Annotated in this window: 20 protein-coding genes; 8 read left to right on the top strand and 12 right to left on the bottom strand. The window is 70.0% G+C overall.

The annotated features are described in order from the left end of the window. Positions 1 to 38 precede the first annotated feature (38 nt). A complete protein-coding gene (locus DMC64_RS24800; protein WP_125735480.1) occupies positions 39 to 1,097 on the top strand; it encodes a Glu/Leu/Phe/Val dehydrogenase dimerization domain-containing protein in 1,059 nt (352 codons plus the stop codon). On the opposite strand, the gene DMC64_RS24795 is transcribed toward DMC64_RS24800, so the two are convergent. The 7 genes from DMC64_RS24795 to DMC64_RS24765 form a co-directional block, all read right to left on the bottom strand. Next, positions 1,039 to 2,289: an ABC transporter substrate-binding protein gene (locus DMC64_RS24795; RefSeq protein ID WP_125735479.1), complete on the bottom strand. Its 1,251-nt coding sequence runs from the start codon at positions 2,287 to 2,289 to the stop codon at positions 1,039 to 1,041. The genes DMC64_RS24800 and DMC64_RS24795 overlap by 59 nt on opposite strands. Then, a complete protein-coding gene (locus tag DMC64_RS24790; protein ID WP_125735478.1) occupies positions 2,286 to 3,443 on the bottom strand; it encodes a branched-chain amino acid ABC transporter permease in 1,158 nt (385 codons plus the stop codon). Before DMC64_RS24790 ends, DMC64_RS24795 begins: the two co-directional genes overlap by 4 nt. Next, positions 3,436 to 4,314 carry a branched-chain amino acid ABC transporter permease gene (locus DMC64_RS24785; RefSeq protein ID WP_125735477.1) on the bottom strand — a complete coding sequence of 293 codons (879 nt, stop codon included), beginning with the start codon at positions 4,312 to 4,314 and terminating at the stop codon, positions 3,436 to 3,438. The genes DMC64_RS24790 and DMC64_RS24785 overlap by 8 nt, the downstream gene beginning before the upstream one ends. After that, positions 4,311 to 5,087 carry an ABC transporter ATP-binding protein gene (locus DMC64_RS24780; protein ID WP_199755084.1) on the bottom strand — a complete coding sequence of 259 codons (777 nt, stop codon included), beginning with the start codon at positions 5,085 to 5,087 and terminating at the stop codon, positions 4,311 to 4,313. Before DMC64_RS24780 ends, DMC64_RS24785 begins: the two co-directional genes overlap by 4 nt. Next, entirely contained in the window at positions 5,084 to 5,893 is an 810-nt protein-coding gene (locus tag DMC64_RS24775) for an ABC transporter ATP-binding protein (RefSeq protein ID WP_043848629.1), read from the bottom strand. The genes DMC64_RS24780 and DMC64_RS24775 overlap by 4 nt, the downstream gene beginning before the upstream one ends. A 179-nt stretch (positions 5,894 to 6,072) precedes the next feature. Further along, on the bottom strand, positions 6,073 to 6,687 hold the full coding sequence (locus DMC64_RS24770; protein WP_370324691.1) for a response regulator: 615 nt from the start codon (positions 6,685 to 6,687) through the stop codon (positions 6,073 to 6,075). After that, positions 6,684 to 7,862 (bottom strand): GAF domain-containing protein, encoded by a 1,179-nt coding sequence (locus tag DMC64_RS24765; RefSeq protein ID WP_125735475.1) that lies wholly within the window; start codon positions 7,860 to 7,862, stop codon positions 6,684 to 6,686. Before DMC64_RS24765 ends, DMC64_RS24770 begins: the two co-directional genes overlap by 4 nt. Before the next feature lie 95 nt (positions 7,863 to 7,957). On the opposite strand from DMC64_RS24765, the gene DMC64_RS24760 reads away from it, so the two are divergent. Next, the gene (locus DMC64_RS24760; RefSeq protein ID WP_125735790.1) at positions 7,958 to 10,723 is read left to right on the top strand and encodes an FAD-binding and (Fe-S)-binding domain-containing protein; all 2,766 of its coding nucleotides are present in this window, start codon (positions 7,958 to 7,960) and stop codon (positions 10,721 to 10,723) included. Here the strand turns inward: DMC64_RS24760 and DMC64_RS24755 are convergent. Next, positions 10,703 to 11,251, bottom strand: a complete 549-nt coding sequence (locus tag DMC64_RS24755) for a hypothetical protein (RefSeq protein WP_125735474.1) — start codon at positions 11,249 to 11,251, stop codon at positions 10,703 to 10,705. The two genes, DMC64_RS24760 and DMC64_RS24755, sit on opposite strands and share 21 nt — an antisense overlap. Before the next feature lie 52 nt (positions 11,252 to 11,303). Here DMC64_RS24755 and DMC64_RS24750 point away from each other — a divergent pair, with 52 nt between their 5' ends. Both DMC64_RS24750 and DMC64_RS24745 read left to right on the top strand, forming a co-directional pair. After that, a complete protein-coding gene (locus DMC64_RS24750; protein ID WP_158634254.1) occupies positions 11,304 to 11,855 on the top strand; it encodes a TetR/AcrR family transcriptional regulator in 552 nt (183 codons plus the stop codon). Positions 11,856 to 11,900: 45 nt separating this feature from the next. Continuing rightward, entirely contained in the window at positions 11,901 to 13,103 is a 1,203-nt protein-coding gene (locus tag DMC64_RS24745) for a cytochrome P450 (RefSeq protein ID WP_125735472.1), read from the top strand. Here the strand turns inward: DMC64_RS24745 and DMC64_RS24740 are convergent. Both DMC64_RS24740 and DMC64_RS24735 read right to left on the bottom strand, forming a co-directional pair. Next, positions 13,084 to 13,986, bottom strand: coding sequence for an aminoglycoside phosphotransferase family protein (locus DMC64_RS24740; protein WP_125735471.1), 903 nt, complete (start codon positions 13,984 to 13,986; stop codon positions 13,084 to 13,086). The two genes, DMC64_RS24745 and DMC64_RS24740, sit on opposite strands and share 20 nt — an antisense overlap. A gap of 40 nt (positions 13,987 to 14,026) precedes the next feature. Then, positions 14,027 to 14,593 (bottom strand): TetR/AcrR family transcriptional regulator, encoded by a 567-nt coding sequence (locus tag DMC64_RS24735; RefSeq protein WP_037346711.1) that lies wholly within the window; start codon positions 14,591 to 14,593, stop codon positions 14,027 to 14,029. 112 nt (positions 14,594 to 14,705) lie between these two features. Between DMC64_RS24735 and DMC64_RS24730 the strand changes: the two genes are divergently transcribed. From DMC64_RS24730 to DMC64_RS24720, 3 genes are all read left to right on the top strand, one after another. Then, positions 14,706 to 15,896, top strand: coding sequence for a cytochrome P450 (locus DMC64_RS24730; protein ID WP_016332111.1), 1,191 nt, complete (start codon positions 14,706 to 14,708; stop codon positions 15,894 to 15,896). Between the two features lie 2 nt (positions 15,897 to 15,898). Continuing rightward, positions 15,899 to 16,114 carry a ferredoxin gene (locus DMC64_RS24725; RefSeq protein WP_016332112.1) on the top strand — a complete coding sequence of 72 codons (216 nt, stop codon included), beginning with the start codon at positions 15,899 to 15,901 and terminating at the stop codon, positions 16,112 to 16,114. 85 nt (positions 16,115 to 16,199) lie between these two features. Further along, on the top strand, positions 16,200 to 17,405 hold the full coding sequence (locus tag DMC64_RS24720) for a GNAT family N-acetyltransferase (RefSeq protein ID WP_233629797.1): 1,206 nt from the start codon (positions 16,200 to 16,202) through the stop codon (positions 17,403 to 17,405). Here DMC64_RS24720 and mtnA read toward each other — a convergent pair. Next, positions 17,402 to 18,367, bottom strand: coding sequence for an S-methyl-5-thioribose-1-phosphate isomerase (gene mtnA, locus DMC64_RS24715; protein WP_125735469.1), 966 nt, complete (start codon positions 18,365 to 18,367; stop codon positions 17,402 to 17,404). The two genes, DMC64_RS24720 and mtnA, sit on opposite strands and share 4 nt — an antisense overlap. 57 nt (positions 18,368 to 18,424) lie before the next feature. Between mtnA and DMC64_RS24710 the strand changes: the two genes are divergently transcribed. Beyond that, the gene (locus tag DMC64_RS24710) at positions 18,425 to 18,823 is read left to right on the top strand and encodes a RidA family protein (RefSeq protein ID WP_037346722.1); all 399 of its coding nucleotides are present in this window, start codon (positions 18,425 to 18,427) and stop codon (positions 18,821 to 18,823) included. 334 nt (positions 18,824 to 19,157) lie between these two features. On the opposite strand, the gene DMC64_RS24705 is transcribed toward DMC64_RS24710, so the two are convergent. After that, entirely contained in the window at positions 19,158 to 19,952 is a 795-nt protein-coding gene (locus DMC64_RS24705; protein ID WP_125735468.1) for a PIG-L family deacetylase, read from the bottom strand. Positions 19,953 to 19,972 lie beyond the last annotated feature (20 nt).

Below are 19,972 nucleotides of genomic sequence, written 5' to 3'. Positions count from 1 at the left end.
GCGCATTCAGTCGACTAAATGCGAAGGAGGGGAGCCAGATGTCCGTACAGGAGCTGGTCGTCCGGCGGGGGCGCCGGTCCGGGGTGACGACGATGGTGGCCGTGCATTCCAGCACGCTCGGCCCGGCCGTCGGGGGCTGCCGGTTCAAGGTCTATCCGCGCGTCCACGACGCGATCGACGACGTCCTGCGGTTGTCCGCGGCGATGACCCGCAAATGCGCGGTCGCGGGGCTGGACTTCGGCGGTGGGAAGAGTGTCGTCGCGCTCGACGGCGTGCCGTCCGCCGAACAGCGGCGCGAGATCCTGCTCGACCACGCGGACCTCATCGCGTCACTCGACGGTGCGTATCTCGCCGGACCCGACGTCGGAACCGGCCCGGACGACATGCTCGTGCTGCGCGAGCGGACCCCGCACGTCTTCTGCCTGCCCGAGGAGCACGGCGGCACCGGTTCTTCGAGCGGGCCGACCGCCGTCGGCGTGCTCGCCGCCCTGCGAGCGGGTGCGCGGGCGGTCTTCGGTGACGACGGGATGAACGGCCGCAAGGTGGTCGTCAGCGGCTACGGCTCGGTCGGTGCCCACCTCGCCGCGAACCTGGTCGAGCAGGGCGCCGAGGTCGTCGTGTCCGATGTGGACGAACGACGACTCGCCGCGGCCCGCGAACAAGGCCTGACCCTGGTCCAGCCGGAGAAGGTGCTCGGCGTCGAAGCCGACGTCCTGATCCCCGCGGCCGTTGGCGGGGTCTTCGGCCCCGGAACCGAGGTCGCCGCGCCACTCGTCGTCGGCCCGGCCAACAACCAGCTCACCGACGACACAGTGGCCGGCGACCTCGCCGCCCGGGGAGTCCTGTGGATCCCGGATTTCGTCGCGAGCGCCGGGGGAGTCGTCTACACCCTCGGCCGGGAGAAGGAGAACCTCACGCACGCCGAGGCGCTCACCCGCGTCGAGGCCCTGGAGAGGACCACGCAAGGGATCCTCGACGCCGCTTCGGCCAACGGCACCACGCCGTTGGCCGAAGCGGACGCGCTCGCCGAAGCGAGACTCACTTCTGGTGCGGGGCCACGTACTCCTTCGCCTCGGGAGCCTCGAACAGCGGCTTGACGTAGCGGACGCCGCCCTCGGCCGACGCGTCCGGTGTCGCCGCGTACACCTGACGTGTCGCCGGGGTGCCCGGCTTCGAGAAGTCCAGCGCCGCCACGAGATCCTCCGTGCTCGCCGACGTCGTCTGCTTCAGCGCCGCCGCGACGCCGTCGCGGGTGAGGTCCTTGTTCTCGCAGGCCTTCTTGAGCACCGCGCCCCACACCTCGCCGACCGCGTAACCGTAGGGGATCCCGCCGTTCGGGGTCTCCTTGTACGCCGCCTTGTACTTCGTCGCGACTTCCTTGGCCTTGGGGATGTCGGCGGAGAACGGGACGCTGCTGGCGACGATCGTCAGTTTGTCCAGCGCGTTAGCCGCGGGGCTCTTCAGCAGCACGGGGTCGAAGGTCGGGTTGTTCCCGAGCACCGGCACGTTCAGTCCGAGCGCCTTGTTCGCCGCGAGGGCGGAACCGGTCTGGGCCGGAGTGGTGGTGAGCACGATGGACTTCACCCCGTCGCCTTTGAGCCCGGTGATGATGTTGGTGAGGTCGTTGTCCGTGGAGGTGATCTTGACCTCCTTCACCGTCAGATTGTGCTTCTTGGCGTAGAACTGCGAGCCGCGCAGGCCGTTCTTGCCGTACTCGCCGTCGATGTAGACGTGCCCGATCGTGTCGCCGTCCTTCACCAGGCCCTTTTCCTGGAAGTACGACAGCCCGTCGATGATCTCCAGGTCGTAGGTCGTCCCGACGATCATCACGTACTGGTTGTCGAGCAGTTCCGAAGACCACGACGCGGGCGCGGCGACGGTCTTGTCCGAGGCGATGTTCTGCTTCAGCGCGGCCACCACCGGCGAGCCGAGCAGCTGCACGAAGCCGAGGACCTTCGGCTCGATCTGCGGATACAGCGTCTTCGCCGTGTCGGCCTTGTAGCCGTGGTCGACGGTCTCGAGTTTGACCTGACGGCCGCACACCCCGCCCGCGGCGTTGAAGTCCTTGGCCCACAACTCGTTCCCCTGCGTGATACCGAGCCCGAGGTTCTTGAACACCCCGGTCTTGTCGGTCATCACGCCGAGGGTGATCTCCGAGGCGGTCGCCCCTTTGCCGGTCTTGACGCCCGAACCGTCCGCCCCCGAGGACCCCGAGTCGCCCGCTTTCGTGCTGCACGCCGAAAGGGCGAGGACCGCCGCCAGCGCGACGGCCGGATAGATGCGCTTCATTTGTCTTGCTCCTCCGGGAGATGAGGTTTCCTGGCGGGTGTTATCCGTCGACCGATCGCGGCGAGTCCGCCCGGTTCGAAGAGCACCACGAGGATGATCGCGGCGCCGTAGACGAACGAACTGACCAGGATCGGGGTCAAGGCGCCGTCCCCGGTTCCGGAGAACCAGCCGAGATCGGCGGAATACAGCGAAAGCACCTGCGGCAGCCCGTTGACGATCAGCGCGCCCACCAGCGCGCCGGGCACCGAGCCGAGTCCCCCGATGATCACCATGGCCAGGAAGGCGATGGAGATGTTGATGCCGTACGTGCCGAATTCGCTCTCGTCGGGTTTGAGGATGTCGAACCACAGCACGGTCATCGCGCCCGCGAGCCCCGCGTACGCCGAGGAGACCGCGAACGCGCCCGCCTTGGCCCGCGTGACACTGACGCCCATCACGGACGCGGCGGCCTCGTTGTCCCGCACCGCCCGCCACGACCGGCCGACCCGGCTGCGCACCGCCGCCTTGGCGACGACGAACGCGAGCACGGTCAGCAGCAGGAACAGGTACCAGAGCCGTTCCGCCTGCCGGATCGGCACGCCCATCAGCTCGATCTCGGGGCCGCCGTTGGTGAACGGGAAGCCGAACAGCGAGAACGGCTCCGGGGTGCGCCCGGTCGACGTCCCACCGGTCAGCGTCTCGGCCGACTGTCCGAAGTAGAGCCCGAGGAACACCAGCGAAAGCGACGCGACACCGAGGTAGATCCCGCGCAACCGTCCGGAGACCGGCGCGAACGCCAGCCCCAGCAGCGCGGCGACGACCACAGCGCCGATCAGCGACAGCCCGGGATCGAGCCCGAGCCCGATCACGCGCTCGTCGTCGGACGGTCCGGAAAGGACGGTGTACCCGGTCGCGCCCGCCAGCAGGAAGAACGCGTGCGCCAGCGACAACTGCCCGGCCTGCCCGACCAGCAGCGTCAGCCCGATCGCGCCGACCCCGCCGATCATCATGTACTGCCCGGCCTTCAGCCAGGCGGCGTCGAGGTACAACGGGATCGCGAGCAGGACCACCAGCAGCGCGACCCAGGCCAAGGCCTTGAGCAGGCGTCCCCGATCGCGTTTCGGGGGCGGTGCCGTCGGGGCGGCGGCGGGGGTTTTCACGGCGGTGTCAGACACGGGTGCTCTCCCTCGTCCCGAACAACCCCGACGGCCGCACCACCAGGACCACGAGCATCACCAGGAAGACCGCGCTCTTGGAGAAGTCGAACGACACGTACTGCGCGGAAAGCGCCTCGACCAGTCCGACGACGAGGCCGCCCACCACCGCGCCCGCCGTCGAGTCCAGCCCGCCGAGGATGGCCGCGGGGAACGCGGCGAGCGCGATGGAGTGCGTGCCGCGGGACAGCCCCGCGCCGGAGAAGTCCTGCGTGGCGATGAAGAGCACCGCGACCCCGGCGAGTACGCCCGCGACCACCCAGGCGGTCGCCGTCACCCGGGAACTGCGGATGCCCATCAGCGCGGCGGCCTCGCGGTTCTCGGCTTGTGCCCGCATCGCGACGCCCCAGTTCGAGTACTTGAACGCCAGCGTGAACGCGGTGATCAGCACGGCGGCGACGAGCAGCGCCACCAGATGCGTGCGGAACAGCGTGATCCCGCCGAGCTGGAACGGTTTCGCGTCCCAGGCGTCGCCGAGGAACGGCAACGTGACGCCGAGCCGCCGCACGATCTCCTCGGTGATGATCACGTCGACGCCGATGGTCAGCAACGCCAGGCTGTTCGCGTCCGCGTGCCGCGAGCGGGACAGCAGGAACCGTTCCAGCAGAAGGGCGAGCAGACCAGCCGAAACGATGCCGACCAGCGAGGCACCCACCCAGCCGAGCGTTTCGCGGGTCACGACGACCAGGTAGCCGCCGAAGAGCACGAGCGAGCCGTGCGCGAAGTTGACCACCTCGGTGGCCTTGAAGATGATCACGAAACCCAGCGCCAGCAACGCGAACACCGCGCCCTTGCCGAGTCCGTTCACCACGAGTTGCAGGAATGTGTTCACGCCGTGGCCTCCGTGCCGAGATATGCCCTGATCACGTCCGGATCCGACTGGACCTCGGCCGGTGTGCCGTCGGCGATGCGTTTGCCGAAGTCCAGGACGGTGACCCGGTCCGCGATGCCCATCACCAGCCCCATGTCGTGTTCCACCAGCAGGATCGAGATGCCCAGTTCGTCGCGGACGTCGCGGATCGTCCCGGCCAGCTCGGCGGTCTCGGTCGCGTTCATGCCCGCCGCGGGTTCGTCGAGCAGCAGCAGGACCGGTTCGACGGCGAGCGCACGGGCGAGGTCGACGCGTTTCACCGCGCCGTAGGGCAGCGCGCCGACCGGGAGGTCCACCAGCGCGCCGATACCGAGGAAGTCGCAGATCTCCCGGACCCGTTCGGCATGGCGGCGTTCGGCCCGGACCGTCCACGGCAGACGGAGGCCGCAGGCGAGGAAACCGCCCTTGGTCAGCGCGTGACGGCCGAGCATGACGTTGTCGAGCACGGTCGAGCCGGGGGAGAGGGCGGCGTTCTGGAACGACCGGCCGACCCCGAGCCGGGCGAGCCGATGCGGCGGAAGTCCGGAAAGGACGGTGTCGCCGAGCCGGACATTTCCGGTGTTCGCCCGGTAGAGGCCGCTGATCACGTTGAAACAGCTGGACTTCCCGGCGCCGTTCGGGCCGATGAGCGCGTGCAGCGAACCGGAGCCGACGGTGAACGAGACGTCGTCCAGCGCCCGGATCCCGCCGAAGCGCAGGGTCACGTTCTCGACGTGCAACTCTGGCGGCGTCATCCGGCCCACCTCGACAGGCTCCGGCCCGCGAGGTGCTTGCGGGCGTCGGCGGCTTCGGCTTCGGCGGTGGCCTGCGATTCGGCGTGCCCGCCCAGGTAGAGGCGCTGGACCTCCTCGCTCGCGGCGAGTTCGGCCGTCGTCCCGGCCAGTGCGACCCGGCCGACCTCCAGGACGATCGCGTGATCGGCGACGCGCAACGCCATCACGGCGTTCTGCTCGACCAGGACCACGGCGGTGCCCTGTTCGTGGATCTCGCGGATGATGTCGCCGATCCGCTCGACGATCTTCGGCGCGAGACCGAGCGAAGGTTCGTCGAGCAGCAGGAGCCGCGGACCGGACATCAGCGCACGGCCGATCGCGAGCATCTGCTGCTCGCCGCCGGAAAGCAGGCCGGCGCGCTGTTTGGCGCGTTCGGACAGGACCGGGAAGAGCTCGTCGACGCGTTTGCGGGCGGCGGCGCGTTGCTCGGGGGAGCGGGCGCCGATCCCGCCGGCGCGCAGGTTCTCCTCGACCGTCATCCGCGCGAAGACCTGGCGGCCTTCGGGGACGCCGACCACGCCGAGACCGACGATGCGGGCCGGGTCCAATTTGGTCAGTGGTTTGCCGTCGTAGCGCACTTCGCCGGCGGAAACCGAGCCGCGGTGCATCCGCAGCGTGCCGGAGACGGTGCGCAGCAGCGTCGACTTCCCGGCCCCGTTGCTGCCGAGGACGGCCAGCACGCCATCAGGTGAAACGTCGAGGTCGACCCCGTGCAGCGCGGCCACCGACCGGCCGTACCGCACCTGGAGATCACGAACACTGAGCAAGCCGCCTCCTCCGTTCGTGTGACGCGAGTCACGATCGGTGGCGGTCATCCTGCGTGGGCACCCTCCGCCGCGTTACCCCCACCTGGAGACCCACCCGGACACAAAACGGACACGACGCAATTCGTCCTCTGAATGCGGTACTTGCGCGTGCAACTACCGCATTCAGAGGACGAAACGCGTCAGAGGAGGCCGGCTTCGGAGGCCTTGCCGATGGCTTCGACGCGGTTCCGGGCGCCGAGTTTGTGCAGTGCGGACTGCAGATAGGTCTTGACGGTGTTCCGCGCCAGCCCGGTCGATTCCGCGATCTCCGGATTCGTCTGGCCCTGCGCCGCGAGTCGTAAAACCTCGTACTCGCGCCGCGTCAGCCCGCTGCGGGCCAGCGCGTCGGAGCGCTGGCCGTCGTCGGGGAAGATCCGCGGATCGACGACGCGCTCACCCTTGAGCACCTGCCGCAACGCCGCCACCAGATCCGTCCCGGCGACGTCCTTGAGCAGGCAGCCGTGCGCCCCGGAATCCAGCGCGGCCCGCACACCCTGATGGTCGCCGTGCGCGGTGAACACCACGATCCGCCCGGCCGGGTGCACGCGCCGGAGTTCGGCGATGACCTCGGGCGCGAGCATGTCCGGCAGCCGCAGGTCCAGCAGGATCAGCACCGGTTTCAGCTCACCCGCCCGCCGGATCGCGGACCGGCCGGTCTCGGCCGAGCCGACCACGGTCATCGCCGGGTCGTAGCGCAGCAGCAGGCTCACCCCGTCGCGGACCACCGGATGGTCGTCCACGACGAGGACCGTCACCGGCGACGGCACGGTTCCGGCACCCAGGCGCGCAGCGTGCAACCGTCGTCTTCGTCGCGGACCAGGCTGACCCGGCCGCCGACCCGCGCGGCGCGTTCGGCCAGCGCGCGCAGCCCCATCCCGGTGCCGGGTCCGGGCTCGTCGGCGTCTTCGGCGCGGCGTCCGGTGCCGTCGTCGGCGACGACCACCTGCACGCCGTCCTCACTGGGCAGGAGACTCACCACGACGGACAGCGCTTCGGCGTGTTTCTCCACGTTGAGCAGGCCTTCCCGGACGGCCGCGACCAGGACGCCGGTGCGTTCGGCGTCCAGCCGCGGCACCGGGGCGAGCTGCACGAACCGCGCCGGGACACCGCAGCGCGCCTGGAACGAACGGCAGTGCTCGGCCAGTTCCACCGGCAGCGCGCGTTCCGGGCTCGACTCCGACAGCGCGAGCAGTGACTCGCGCAGCGCCCTCGACGCGGCCGACACGTCACCTTCCAGCCGCCGCAGCCGCGATTCGAGCGCCGGGTTGTCGCTGATGTCCTCGTGCAGATTCCGCACCTGGACCCCGATGGAGAACAGCAGCGCGCCGACCGAATCGTGCAGCGCGCTCTGCATCCGGAGCCGCTCGGCGGACAGCGCGGTCTCGCGGTCGGCTTCGGCGACCGACGCCAGTTTCAGCGCCCGGCCTGCCTCGGTGGCGATGTCCTCGAGGGACTGGACCGCGTCGTCGCCGAAGTCGCGGCGTTCGCGCATGGCGGCGTACGCGATGGCGACGGTCTCGGTTCCGCTGACGATCGGGACGGCGATCATCGCGGCGAGCCCCTCACCGCGGACCTGCGCGTCGAACTGGTGGGTGATACTCGGCGAGCTGACATAGTCGTTGACCCGCACGGGCCTGCCCAGCGCGAGCACCCGCCCGCCGATGCCCTGGCCGATCGGCACGGCGAGATCCTGCAGGGCGTCGGTGCGGGTGCCCGACATCCAGCGGATCACCGCCTGTTCGGGCCCGGCCAGCTCGGCGACGAAGCCGGAATGCGTGCCGATCGACTCGCGGATCAGCCGCGCGGTGCCGTTGAGGGCCGCGACCCGGTCGAGGGTCGCGAGCAGCTCTTCGCGCTCGCGAAGAAGCCCGCCGAGCACCGCGCTGTGCTCGGCGGCGAGCTCTTCAGCGGCGTGCCGTCTCGCCGTCACGCGCTCACGATCGCATATCGGACGTGGTTTCCGACACACCCGTCCGGAGAGGTTCACCGATGCGTTTCCGGCCGCGGTTGTCTTGAATGGACCCCGTGGAGATCCTGGCCGACGCCGCGACACTGGCGCTGTACACGACCGATGCCTCCAACTACCGGCACGTGCCGAAGGGTGTGGTGCTGCCGCGGAGTGTCGACGAGGTGATCGAGGCCGTCGCCGCCTGCCGCCGGGCCGGGCTGCCGGTGATCGCGCGCGGCGGCGGCACCAGCGTCGCGGGCAACTCGTGCGGGCCGGGCGTCGTGATCGACACATCGCGTCATCTCGGCGGGGTCCTCGACCTCGACCCGGCGGCGCGCACGGCGAGGGTCGCGCCGGGAACCGTTCTCGACGACCTCCAGCGGCTCGCCGCGCCGCACGGGCTCCGGTTCGGCCCCGACCCGTCGACGCATTCGCGCTGCACGATCGGCGGGATGATCGGCAACAACGCCTGCGGTTCGCATTCGGTCGCCTGGGGTCGCACGGTCGACGTCGTCCGGGAGCTGGACGTGCTGCTCTACGACGGCACGCGGCTGACCGTCGGGCCGACCTCACCGTCCGAAGTGGACGCTCGTGCGGCCAAGCCCGGCACCGAAGGGCGGGTCTTCTCCGAACTGCGCGCGCTGGTCCGGGACAACCTGGCGTCGCTGCGCACCGAACTGTCCTCCTTCAGCAGGCGGGTCTCCGGATACGGACTGGAACACCTGTTGCCGGAGAACGGTTTCGACGTCGCCAAGGCACTGGTCGGCAGTGAGGGCACCTGCGTCACCGTGTTGGAGGCGACGGTTTCGCTCGCCGAAGTGCCGGAACGCAAGGTACTCGCGGTGCTCGGCTTCGAATCCGACATCGCCGCGGCCGACGCCGTCCCGGCGATCCTGCCGTGGTCGCCCCTGACCGTCGAAGGCGTTGACGCGGACCTCGTCGCGCTGCTGGAGCCCGGTCGTGCCGACGGCCTGCCGCCCGGCGGCGCCTGGCTGTTCGTCGAAATGGCCGACCCGGACCAGGCGCGCGGGCTGATCGACGGGCTCCGCGGCGCGCTGACCGGATCCGCGCTGCTGGACGACGCGGCCGCGCAGAAGCGGCTGTGGCGGATCCGGGAGGAGGGCGCCGGTCTCGCGACCCGGCTCGCCGGGGGTGAGGAAGCCTGGCCCGGCTGGGAGGACGCGGCCGTGCCGCCCGAGCGGTTGGGCGCCTACCTTCGGGAGTTCAAGCAGCTCATGCGCGAGCACGGGCGCAAGAGCGTCGTCTACGGCCACTACGGCGAGGGCTGTCTGCATCTGCGGCTGGACTTCGATCTGCTTTCACCGCGAGGGATCGCCGGATTCCGGTCGTTCCTCGAAGAGGCGGCGGATCTGGTCGCCGCGCACGGCGGCTCGCTGTCGGGGGAGCACGGTGACGGCCAGGCGCGTTCGGAGCTGCTGTCCCGGATGTACAGTCCCGAGATGCTCGCGCTTTTCGCGCGGTTCAAGGGAATCTTCGATCCGGCGGGCATGATGAACCCCGGCATCCTGGTGAACCCCAGGCCGGTCGACGCCGATCTCCGCGTCCGCCGCGCGCCGCTGGAGCTCGAAGACGTCACCGCGCTCGCGTACCCGGAGGACAGGGGGAGCTTCGGGCAGGCGATGCGGCGTTGCGTCGGCGTCGGGAAATGCCGCAACACCACCGGGGCGGGCGTCATGTGCCCGAGCTATCGCGCCACGCGCGAGGAGAAGCATTCGACGCGGGGCCGCGCGCATCTGCTCGCCGAGATGGTGAACGGCGAGCTGATCACCGACGGCTGGCGCTCCGAAGAGGTCGCCGAGGCGCTGGATCTCTGCCTGTCGTGCAAGGGGTGCCTGTCCGATTGCCCGGTCGACGTCGACATGGCGACGTACAAGGCGGAGTTCCTGCACCAGCACCACAAAGGACGGATCCGCCCGGCGTCGCACTATTCGATGGGCTGGCTGCCGGTGTGGCTGCGCGCGGCGTCGCTCGCGCCGCGGCTGGCGAACACGCTGTCGCGCCGGTTCTCCGGACTGCTGAAGAAGTTCGGCGGGATCGCGCCGGAACGGGATCTGCCGACCTTCGCGACGGCGCCGTTCACCCGGCGTCGGACGGATCTCAAACGCTGGGCGACCGGTGCCCGGCCCGTGGTGCTGTGGCCCGACTCCTTCAACAACTACCTCACGCCGGACGTCCTCGACGCCGCGGCGGAGGTGCTGACCGCCGCGGGCTACGACGTCGTCCTGCCCGATCGCGGTGTCTGCTGCGGCCTCACCTGGGTGTCGACCGGGCAGCTCGACGTCGCGAAGAACGTGTTGCGCCGCACGCTTTCCGTGCTCGAACCGTACCTGCGGGCGGGGTATCTGGTGGCCGGGCTGGAGCCGAGCTGCACGGCGCTGTTCCGCGGCGACCTCCCGGCGCTGCTCCCCGGCGACCCGGTGGCAGAGCTGCTCGCCGAACGGACCAGGACCTTCGCGGAACTTGTCGAGGATTCGCCGCTCGAATTCCGCTCGCTGGACGTCGAGGCGCTCAGCCAGGTGCACTGCCACCAGCACGCCGTGCTCGGCTTCGACGCCGACGAGGCCGCCATGCGCGCCGCGGGTATCCACAATTCCACAATGGATTCCGGCTGCTGTGGATTGGCGGGCAACTTCGGTTTCGAGCGCGGGCACTACGACGTTTCCGTCGCCTGCGCCGAAGACCGCATGCTGCCCGCGATCCGCGCCGCGGCCGAGGGCACCGAAGTGGTCGCGGACGGCTTCAGCTGCCGGACGCAGATCGAGCAGCTCGACGGGCGGCGGGCTTTGCACCTGGCCGAGCTGTTAAGGCGCGCGCTGCCCTAGCCGCGCGTCGCGTTCGGCGTACTTCTTCAACCTCAGCAACTGTTTCCGCATCATGACCAGGTCGCCCCAGCCGAGCAGGAACTCCTTGAGGCGCCCGCCGAACCCCGCGGAGGTCACGACGATGCGGCACAGCATGCGACAGGACGTCTCGTCGATCGGCTCGACCGAATACGTGGCGGCCACCGGGCCGAACAGCTTTTCGGACTTGGCGAAGGTCCGCCCGGTGAGGCTGTGCCCGCGGTCGACCTCGGTCAGTTCGAACACGATCAGCGTGTCGCCGGGAGCGAGTTCGTCGGCGCCGGGGGTGAGGGTGCCGGGGCTGCGGCGCCCCCGGTTGTCGAGCAGGTCGTAGCTGTAGGGCGCGACCGAGATCTGACAGAGCCAGCGGTAGGCGAGCGCGGCGGGCGCCCGCACGGTGACCGCGCGGTCGAACCGCGCGACCGGGCCGTCGAGCAGGGTGTCCGCCGGCTGCGCGCGACGGCGTTCTTCCGTGGTCGCGCCCCAGTTCGCGGGTGATCCGAAGGGCATGTCCGCCTCCCGTACGGTGCCGTATGGTTTCCCATACGGTAGCGTATGCCGTGTGAAACGGAAGCTCGCGCGGGAGGATTGGGCGGACGCGGCGCTCGAAGCGCTGTGCGAGGGCGGCGTCGCCGCGATCGCCGTCGAGCCCATCGCGGCGAAACTCGGGACGACGAAAGGCAGTTTCTACTGGCATTTCGCGAATCGGGACGCGCTGGTCGAGGCCGCCGTGCGCCGGTGGGCCGAACAGCACACCGAGGCGCTCATCACGTTGCTGGACGGAATCGCGGATCCGGCCCGGAGGCTGCGTGAACTCTTCGAACTCGTCTTCGGCGCGAAGGACGAGCGGGCCGAGCTGGCCCTGCTCGCCCACGCGGACGACCCCGTGATCGGCCCGCTGCTCGCCGACGTCACCGCGCGGCGCGTCGAGTTCATCGTCCGCTGTTTCCGTGAGATGGACTGCCCGGAAGCCGAGGCCCGCCATCGCGCTTTGCTGGCGTACACGGCGTTCGTCGGGTTGATCCAGGCGCAGCGGGCGAGCGGCGGCACCCTGCTGTCCGCCACGGAACGCCCGGCCTATCTGGAGTTCCTGCGCGGGATTATCACCCGGTGAGAAGGGCCTTCCGGCCGCGCGCCGCGCCGCTCATCATCATGCTCCATGACAGCCACCTATCCCGCGGCGAAGGACGACCCCGCGACCCCGATGGGCGCGATCTACGCCGAATACCCGCCGATGTCCCGGGTCGTCTTCCCCAGCGGCTGCGAAGGCTGGCTGGTGACCCGGTACGAAGACGTCCGCCTGATCTTCTCGGACACGCGGTTCTCCCGGAACCTGCTCGCGCCGGGCGCGCCGTGTCTCATCGAACCGGGTGACTTCTCCACCGGCGAGCACAGCATCCTCAACATGGATCCGCCGGATCACACGCGCCTGCGGAAGCTCACGGCGCAGGCCTTCACCGTCCGCCGGATCGCCGGGCTCCGGCCGCGGATCCAGCAGATCGCCGACACGCTCCTGCGGGCGATGGTCGAGCACGGCCCGCCGGTGGATCTCGTGGAGACGTTCGCCTTCCCGCTGCCCACCGCGGTCATGTGCGAGATCCTCGGCGTCCCTTACGAGGGCAGGGAACGGTTCCGCCAATGGTCGCGCGTGATCGTCACGCCGATGGCGTACAGCCCGGCGGAAGTGGCGCAGGCCCGGCGTGACGGGGCGGACGACATGGCGGCGCTCGTCGCCGTCAAACGGGAGGCGCCGGGGGACGACCTGCTGAGCGTCCTCGTGCACGCTCGCGACGAGGACGGCGACCGGCTCACCGAGGCCGAGCTGATCGATCTCGCCACCCAGCTCTTGCTCGCCGGGCACGAGACCACGGTCAGCCTGATCGCGACCGGGATCGTGCTGCTGACAGGACATCCGGATCAGCTCGCCGCGCTGCGCTCCGATCCGAGCCTGACGGAGGGGGCCGTCGAGGAGATCATGCGGTTCGACGGACCGGCCGACGCGTCGCTGCTCCGGGTCGCGCTGGAAGACGTCGAGCTGAGCGCCGGCCCGGTCCGGCGCGGTGAGGCGGTGCTGGCGCACACCGGCGCGGCGAACCGCGACGAAGCCGCCTTTCCCGGCGCGTCCCGGTTCGACATCCGGCGGCGGAACGCGCCGCAACTCGGCTTCGGGCACGGCCTCCACTTCTGTCTCGGCGCGGCACTGGCCCGCCTCGAAGGGGAGATCGCGTTCCGGACCCTGCTCGACGGGCTCCCGGGACTGGATCTCGCGGTTTCCGCCTCGGCCATCACCTGGCGTCCGCCGCTTTCGATCCGAGGCCCGGAGGCGGTGCCCGTGACCTGGGCTACCACCAAGCGCGGCTGAGGCTTTCCAGCGTCGGTTCCTCCGGCGCGGGGAGAATCCCGAGGTACCAGGTGAAGTTGCTGTAGACGTGCAAAAGCGCGTACGCCAGGCAACGCCGGGAGAAGCCTTCGTCCGGCTCGATGCCGTACCCGGTGAGCAGCCGCTGCAGGAAATCCTTGTCCCCGCCGGAAACGAACAGGCCCACGGCGACGAAGTCGTACTCGGCCGCGCCCCGCATGGCCGGTTCGAAATCGAAGAGCCCGGTCAGCCTCGGGCGGCCGCCGTCGTGGCTGACCATGAGGTGGTCGCGCATGAATTCGGTGTGCAGCGGGACGGCCGGCGGGCTGCCCAGCGCGACGGAATCGAGGAACGCCGGAACTTGCGCGATCCATTTTTCGTCGAGCCCGGTCCGCCGGTGATGCTCGACGACCTTCGCGCGCTGTTCGGCGACGAACGTGGCCCAGTCCGGCGGGCCGAGGACGTCGAGCCGGGGGTCGCGCAGCGAATGCAGGGCGGCCAGCGCCTCACCGAGTTCGGGCGCGAGCCGGTGTTTGTCCTCTGTGGACAGACTCGGCCAGGCGTCCTTCAGGGTTTCGCCGCGCAGGCGCTCCATGAGCACGTAACCCCAGCCGTCCCGCTCGCCGGCGTCGTGCACGGCGGGGGTCGGGATCGGCAACTTCCCGTGCAGGACTTCGAGCATCGTCCGCTCGGTGGGGAATTCGCCGAGATGCACCGGCGGGAACAGCTTGAGGACCAGATCGTCGCCGACCGCGTAGACCGGCAGGGAGCCCTCGGTGAACGGGACGGCTTCGCCGAAGCCGAGCGACCTCACGGCGGGGAGCAGGTCTTGCCTGGTCAGCGCGTCGAACTCGGCTTCGGTGCCGGCGGGCGGGAACGTGATCACGGCCCGACCGTAGAACAGCGCGCCGGGGACGGCGACGCAATTACCCGCTGCGTTCCAGCAGGGTCCTCGCCGCGCCGAGCACCAGACGGCAGACGTCATCGGGATCCGCGCTGGCCAGCGGTTCCTTGCCGGTGATGTCGCGGACCAGGCCGATCCCGAGCAGCCAGGCGAGGACGAGGTCGGCCCGCAGTTCCGCGTCGTCGGCGTCGCTCAACGTGGCGAGCACCTTCGCGTACTCCTCGCCGAGTTGCCGCCGGACCGCGGCCGCGGCGCTGTCGTGCCCGGTCGAGCGCAGGTACGCGTCGAGGGTGCGGTCGCGGCCGGTGTCGGATTCCAGCATGCTGCGCAACGCCGTCCCGAGCAGTTCGTCCGGTGGGGTGGTGGCGATCTGCTCGCGCCCGCCGCGCGCCAGGACCTCCTCGAACAGGGCGTCCTTCGATCCGAAGTAGCGGAACAGCAGGGCCTGGTTGACTCCGGCGAGTTTCGCGATGTCGCGCACGGTCGTCCGGTCGAAGCCGCGCTCGGCGAAGAGAGCCGCCGCCGCGTCGAGCAGGGCCGCCCTGGTCGCGGCCGCGTCGCGCTTGCGGACCTGCGGTTCTTCCGTCATCGGCAAAGGCTAGCCGGGCGTCGCACGGTAGGCGCATTGACGCTCAGCGTGATCATGGTTAGCGTTGTAAGCAGTTGCTTACAAACCGCCGAGCCGGGGGGTTTCCGGACAAATGACCACCACAGACACCGAATTCGTCGCCTATCCCTTCAACGAGGACGCCGGCCTCGAACTCAACGAGGCGTACGCGGCGGCACGCGCCACCAAGGGCATGCTCCGCGTCCGGCTTCCGCACGGTGAGCCGGCCTGGCTCGCCACCCGGTACGCCGACGCGCGGTTCGTGCTGGGCGACCGGCGGTTCTCCCGGGCGATGGCGGCGGAGAAGGACGAGCCGCGGATGGCGCCCGGCAGGCGTCCCGGCGGGATCCTGAGCATGGACCCGCCGGATCACACCCGGTTGCGCACGCTGGTCGCGAAGGCGTTCACCATGCGCCGCGTCGAACTGCTGCGCCCGCGTGTCGCCGAGCTGGCGGCCGGGCTGATCGAGGACATGAAGGCCAAGGGACAGCCCGCGGATCTGGTCGAGGACTACGCGCTGCCGATCCCGGTCGCGGTGATCTGCGAACTGCTCGGTGTCCCCGTCGAGGACCGGCCGAAGTTCCGCGTGTGGAGCGACGCCGCGCTGTCGACCAGCCCGCTGACCACCGAAGAGATGATGGCCAACCAGGACGAGCTGCGGGCGTACATGCACGTGCTCGTCGAGCAGCACCGCGCCGAGCCGCAGGACGATCTGATGACCGCGCTGATCGAGGCGCGCGACGTCCGCGACCGGCTGAGCGAGCTGGAACTGGTCGACATGTGCATCGGCATCCTGATCGCCGGGCACGAGACCACCGCCAGCCAGATCCCCAACTTCGTCTACGCCCTGCTCGAACAGCCGGAGCAGCTCGCCCGCCTGCGTGCGGACCTGGACCTGATCCCGGCCGCGGTGGAGGAACTGCTGCGGTTCGTCCCGCTGGGCGCCGGAGCCGGGTTCGCCCGCTACGCCACCGAAGACATCCAGGTGGGTGACGTGCTGGTGAAGGAGGGCGAGCCGGTGATGGTCGCGATCGGCGCCGCCAACCGGGACGGGCTCCAGTTCACCTCGGCGGAAACCCTCGAATTCGGCAGGGAAGCCAATCCCCATCTCGGTTTCGGGCACGGCGTGCACCACTGCCTCGGCGCTCCGCTGGCCAGGCTCGAACTGCAGGAGGCCCTGAAGGCGTTGCTGCGCGATCTCCCCGGGCTGCACCTCGACGGCGATATCGTGTGGAAGACCCAGATGCTGGTGCGGGGCCCCCGCTCCATGCCGATCGGATGGTGAGCATGAGCTGGAAAGTCGAGGTCGATGGCAACACGTGCATCGGCTCGGGGATGTGCGCGGCGCTGATGCCGGAGGTCTTCGAACTCGAAGGCGCCGTGGCGACAGTGGTCAAGGGGGAGGTGGATCCGGACGAGACGGTGCTCGACGCGGCGGATTCCTGCCCCGCGATGGCCATCGAGGTGACGGAAAAGGGTGAGGTGATCGGGCCGAGGCCCTGAACGCCGCCCTTCTGTGCTTGCTTCGAAAAAGGCGTGGCGGTCGTCGGTGAAGGGGCGTAGTACGAACAGGGTGAGCGATGACGGCTTGACCCTCCGCACCCTGACCACCGACGACCTGCCCGCACTTTCGGACATGCTGGCGCGTGCTTTCCTCGCCGATCCTTCGGAAGGGTTCCAGTACCGCGAAGGGCTGGTGTTCGAACCCGAGCGTTCACACGGCGTCTTCGACGGCGACGAACTGATCGGGATGGGGGAGATCCTCACCCGGAAGATCACCGTTCCCGGTGCGGGGCCGACGCCGTTCGCGGCGATCACTTCGGTCGGCGTCGCGCCGGGGCATCGGCGGCGGGGCGCGCTCACCCGGGTCATGCGGGCGCAGCTGCACGGCCTGCACGACGACGGCGGCGAGCCGATCGCCGCGTTGTGGGCGTCCGAGGCCGTCATCTATCCCCGCTTCGGCTACGGGCTCGCGGCGCAGTTCTACCGCGCGAAGATCCGCGCGAAATCCGCGTTCCGGCCCGGTGTCGAACTCGAAACCGAGCGGGTGCGGGAAATCGGCCGCGAGCAGGCGATCCCGCTGATCAAGGCGATCTACGAAAAGGAAGCGCCCCAACGGGTCGGCGCGCTGGACCGGCCAGGGGCGACGTGGGAGTTCAACCTCGACGACCCGGAGCGGCGGAGGAACGGCGCGACCGCGATGAGGTTCGCCGTCCTGCCCGACGGTTACGTGATCTACCGGCTGAAGAACGACTGGAACGACGACGGCCCGCGAGGAATCCTGAGCGTGCAGGAGCTGGTCGCGACCACGCCGGAGGCGTACGCGACGCTGTACCGCTTCCTGCTCGACTACGACCTCGTCTTCACGGTGGAGGTGTCGGCCGCCCTCGACGAACCGCTCATCCACCTGCTCGCCGACCCCCGCGCCATGACCCGGACCGGCGGCGATTCCCTGTGGCTGCGCATCGTCGACGTCGATCGCGGCCTGACCACCCGGCGCTACAACGCCCCGGTGGACCTCGTGTTCGGCGTACGCGACGACTTCTGCCCGTGGAACGCCGGGAACTGGCGGCTCGTCACCGACGCCGACGGCCAAGCGGAAGTGACGCGCGTGGAGGACGCGCCGGATCTCGAACTGGACATCACCGACCTCGGCGCCGTCTTCCTCGGCGGGACCAGGCCCAGCACCCTGGCCGCGGCGGGCCGGATCAAGGAGCGGACCGCCGGCGCGGTTTCGCGGGCGACGGCGGCGTTCGCCACCGACCGCGAGCCGTCCTGCCTGGAATCCTTCTAGGGTTTCAGGATCCCGTGCTCGGTCACCACCGCGGTGATCAGCTCGTGCGGCGTCACGTCGAAGGCGGGGTTGAACACTTCCGCGCCTTCGGGTGCGACCTTCGTGCCGCCGAAGGCCAGGATCTCGCCGGGATCGCGTTCCTCGATCACGATCCTGGTGCCGTCCGGCATCGCGGTGTCCACAGTGGACGACGGGGCGACGACCACGAACGGGATGCCGTGGTGCTTCGCCGCGATCGCCAGGCCGTAGGTGCCGATCTTGTTGGCGACGTCGCCGTTGGCGGCGATCCGGTCGGCGCCGACGAGGACGCAGTCGACCAGGCCCCGGCTCATCGCCGCGGCGGCCGCGCCGTCGGGCTGGATCCGGTACGGGACACCGGCTTCGGCCAGTTCCCAAGCGGTCAGGCGGGCACCCTGCAGCAGCGGCCGGGTCTCGTCGACGAGCACGGACTCGACCAGGCCGCGGGCCTGCAGATGCCAGACGACGCCGAGCGCGCTGCCCCACGCGACCGTCGCGAGATGGCCGGCGTTGCAGTGGCTCAGCAGCCGCACCGGCCGCCGCCCGCAGTGCTCGATCACCACGTCGGCCGCCAGCCGGGAGGCCTCGTGGTTGATCCGCTCGTCCTCGTCGAGGATCGCCAGGGCTTCCGCGAGAACGGCTTCCGGCCCCTCCGGGAGCTTCGCGAGGGCGCGGGAAACGCCCCAGCTCAGGTTGACCGCCGTCGGCCGCGCCTGGGCGACACGGCGCGCCTCGGCCTCGACGTCGCCCTGCGCGCGGGTGGCGAGCACGACGCCGAGCGCCCCCGCCGCGCCGAGCGCCGGCGCCCCGCGCACCGCGAGCCGCTGGATGGCGGCGACGAGTTCGCCGACCGTGCGCAGTTCGAGCACGCGATACTCGGCGGGCAGGACGGTCTGGTCGATGATCGTGACCGCGTCACCGGTCCAGTCGATCGTCCTGCGCATGGCTCCCCCGTGAAATCCGGTTGTCCCGTCGCGGCCGCCTCGGTGAGGATGCGGCTCGTGACCATTGAACGCCACCATCCGCCCGGTCTGCACCCCACGCCCACCTACCACCACGTGACCATCGTCGAAGGCCGGAGGGACGTGCACCTCGCCGGCCAATGCCCGCTCGCCGAAGACGGCAAGGTCGTCGAAGGCGACGTGCTCGCCCAGGTCGACCAGGTCGTCGCGAACACCGCCGCCGCGCTCGCCTTCGCCAAGGCGACCCCGGCGGACGTCGTGCGCACGGTGATCTACGTGGTGACGCCGGACGCGGACGTCCTCTCGGCGGTGTGGGACCGCTTCGTCGAGTCGGAGATCGGGGAGGCCTTCACCACCGCGAGCACCCTGCTCGGCGTCGCGCAGCTCGGCTACCCCGGGCAGCTCGTCGAACTCGACGTCACCGCCGCCACCGCCTGAAGCTGAGGTACATGAAGGCCCCCTTCCTGTACCTAGGCGCAAGGATGGGGGCCTTCATGTACTTGGGAAGGTGTCCTTCACGCGCAGCCGCTGTGACTGCTGGTGTGCTTGGGTCGAGTGTGGCGATCGTCGGGTCCGTGAAGGCCTCCTTCACTACCTTCAGGGTAGGTAAGGAGGCCTTCACGGACCTGGCCCGCGATCAAGCCGCACCCGAAAGCCAGTAGTGGCCGCGGCGCCCGTCGCCGCCGGCTTCCCCCAGCGAAAGTCCCGCCCAGTACCGCTCGGGCTTCTCGCTCAGTTCGCGCGATTCATCGGATACGCACACGCCTGTCGGTCAGAGACCGGCCATGAGGTCGGTCTCCGTGATGCCCGGCCCCTGCCCGGCCCGGATGAACCACTCGACGCCGAACGCCTGCGCGAAAGCCTCGTCGGGCATCGCCAGGAAGAACGAGTCCTCACTGATCTGACTGGCGTGCGCGCGCATCGCGGCCCGCTTGGCAGGCAGGTACGCGGTGACGTCGACCCTCGCCGTCAGGATCGCCTCCGGTTTGCCGAATTCGGAACCGTTCTCGAAATCGGGAAGGTCCTCGGCCTTCATCTGCCCGGTCCGCACCGCCTCCTCCATGCCGCGGCGCATCTCGTCGCTGTTGCTGGTCGCCTCGTAGACCCGCGGCGTGCCCGCCAGCTCGGCCGCGCGCATCCCGACGCGGTGCACCTGGATGTGGTCCGGATGCCCGTAGCCGCCGTTGTCGTCGTAGACGGTCAGGACGTCGGCCTGCTCCTCGCGCAGGATGGCGGCGAGCCGCTGCGCGGCCTCCTCGACGTCGGCTTGCCAGAACGTGCCAGGCTCGTCGTTGCGCGGCTCGCCCATCATGCCGGAATCGGTGTACCCCAGGAACTCCACGCGTTTGGCCCCCAGGACCTCGGCGGATGCGTGCGTCTCCTGCACGCGGCGCTGCCACAACTCCTCTCCGTCGTCGAGGAACCCGTCCGGCACCTCGCCGACCTCCCCCCTGGTCGCGACGACGAGCACGACACGGTGACCTTCCTCGAAGGCCTTGCGCATGACGCCTCCCGCGACGATGCACTCGTCGTCGGGGTGGGCGTGAAAACTCACCAATGTGGCCATGGTGGGGAAACTACCGGGAG

It is taken from the genome of Amycolatopsis sp. WAC 04197, from assembly GCF_003947475.1.
Taxonomy (GTDB): domain Bacteria; phylum Actinomycetota; class Actinomycetes; order Mycobacteriales; family Pseudonocardiaceae; genus Amycolatopsis; species Amycolatopsis japonica.
Note: the sequence above shows the minus strand (reverse complement) of the source record. Positions and strands in the feature narration are given on the sequence as shown.

Excerpts from the sequence above, each read along its gene's own strand:
- DMC64_RS24800 (WP_125735480.1), top strand. The coding sequence starts at position 39 with ATGTCCGTACAGGAGCTGGTCGTCCGGCGGGGGCGCCGGTCCGGGGTG.
- DMC64_RS24795 (WP_125735479.1), bottom strand. The coding sequence starts at position 2,289 with ATGAAGCGCATCTATCCGGCCGTCGCGCTGGCGGCGGTCCTCGCCCTT.
- DMC64_RS24780 (WP_199755084.1), bottom strand. The coding sequence starts at position 5,087 with ATGACGCCGCCAGAGTTGCACGTCGAGAACGTGACCCTGCGCTTCGGC.
- DMC64_RS24755 (WP_125735474.1), bottom strand. The coding sequence starts at position 11,251 with ATGCCCTTCGGATCACCCGCGAACTGGGGCGCGACCACGGAAGAACGC.
- DMC64_RS24745 (WP_125735472.1), top strand. The coding sequence starts at position 11,901 with ATGACAGCCACCTATCCCGCGGCGAAGGACGACCCCGCGACCCCGATG.
- DMC64_RS24735 (WP_037346711.1), bottom strand. The coding sequence starts at position 14,593 with ATGACGGAAGAACCGCAGGTCCGCAAGCGCGACGCGGCCGCGACCAGG.
- DMC64_RS24730 (WP_016332111.1), top strand. The coding sequence starts at position 14,706 with ATGACCACCACAGACACCGAATTCGTCGCCTATCCCTTCAACGAGGAC.
- DMC64_RS24725 (WP_016332112.1), top strand. The coding sequence starts at position 15,899 with ATGAGCTGGAAAGTCGAGGTCGATGGCAACACGTGCATCGGCTCGGGG.
- mtnA (WP_125735469.1), bottom strand. The coding sequence starts at position 18,367 with ATGCGCAGGACGATCGACTGGACCGGTGACGCGGTCACGATCATCGAC.
- DMC64_RS24705 (WP_125735468.1), bottom strand. The coding sequence starts at position 19,952 with ATGGCCACATTGGTGAGTTTTCACGCCCACCCCGACGACGAGTGCATC.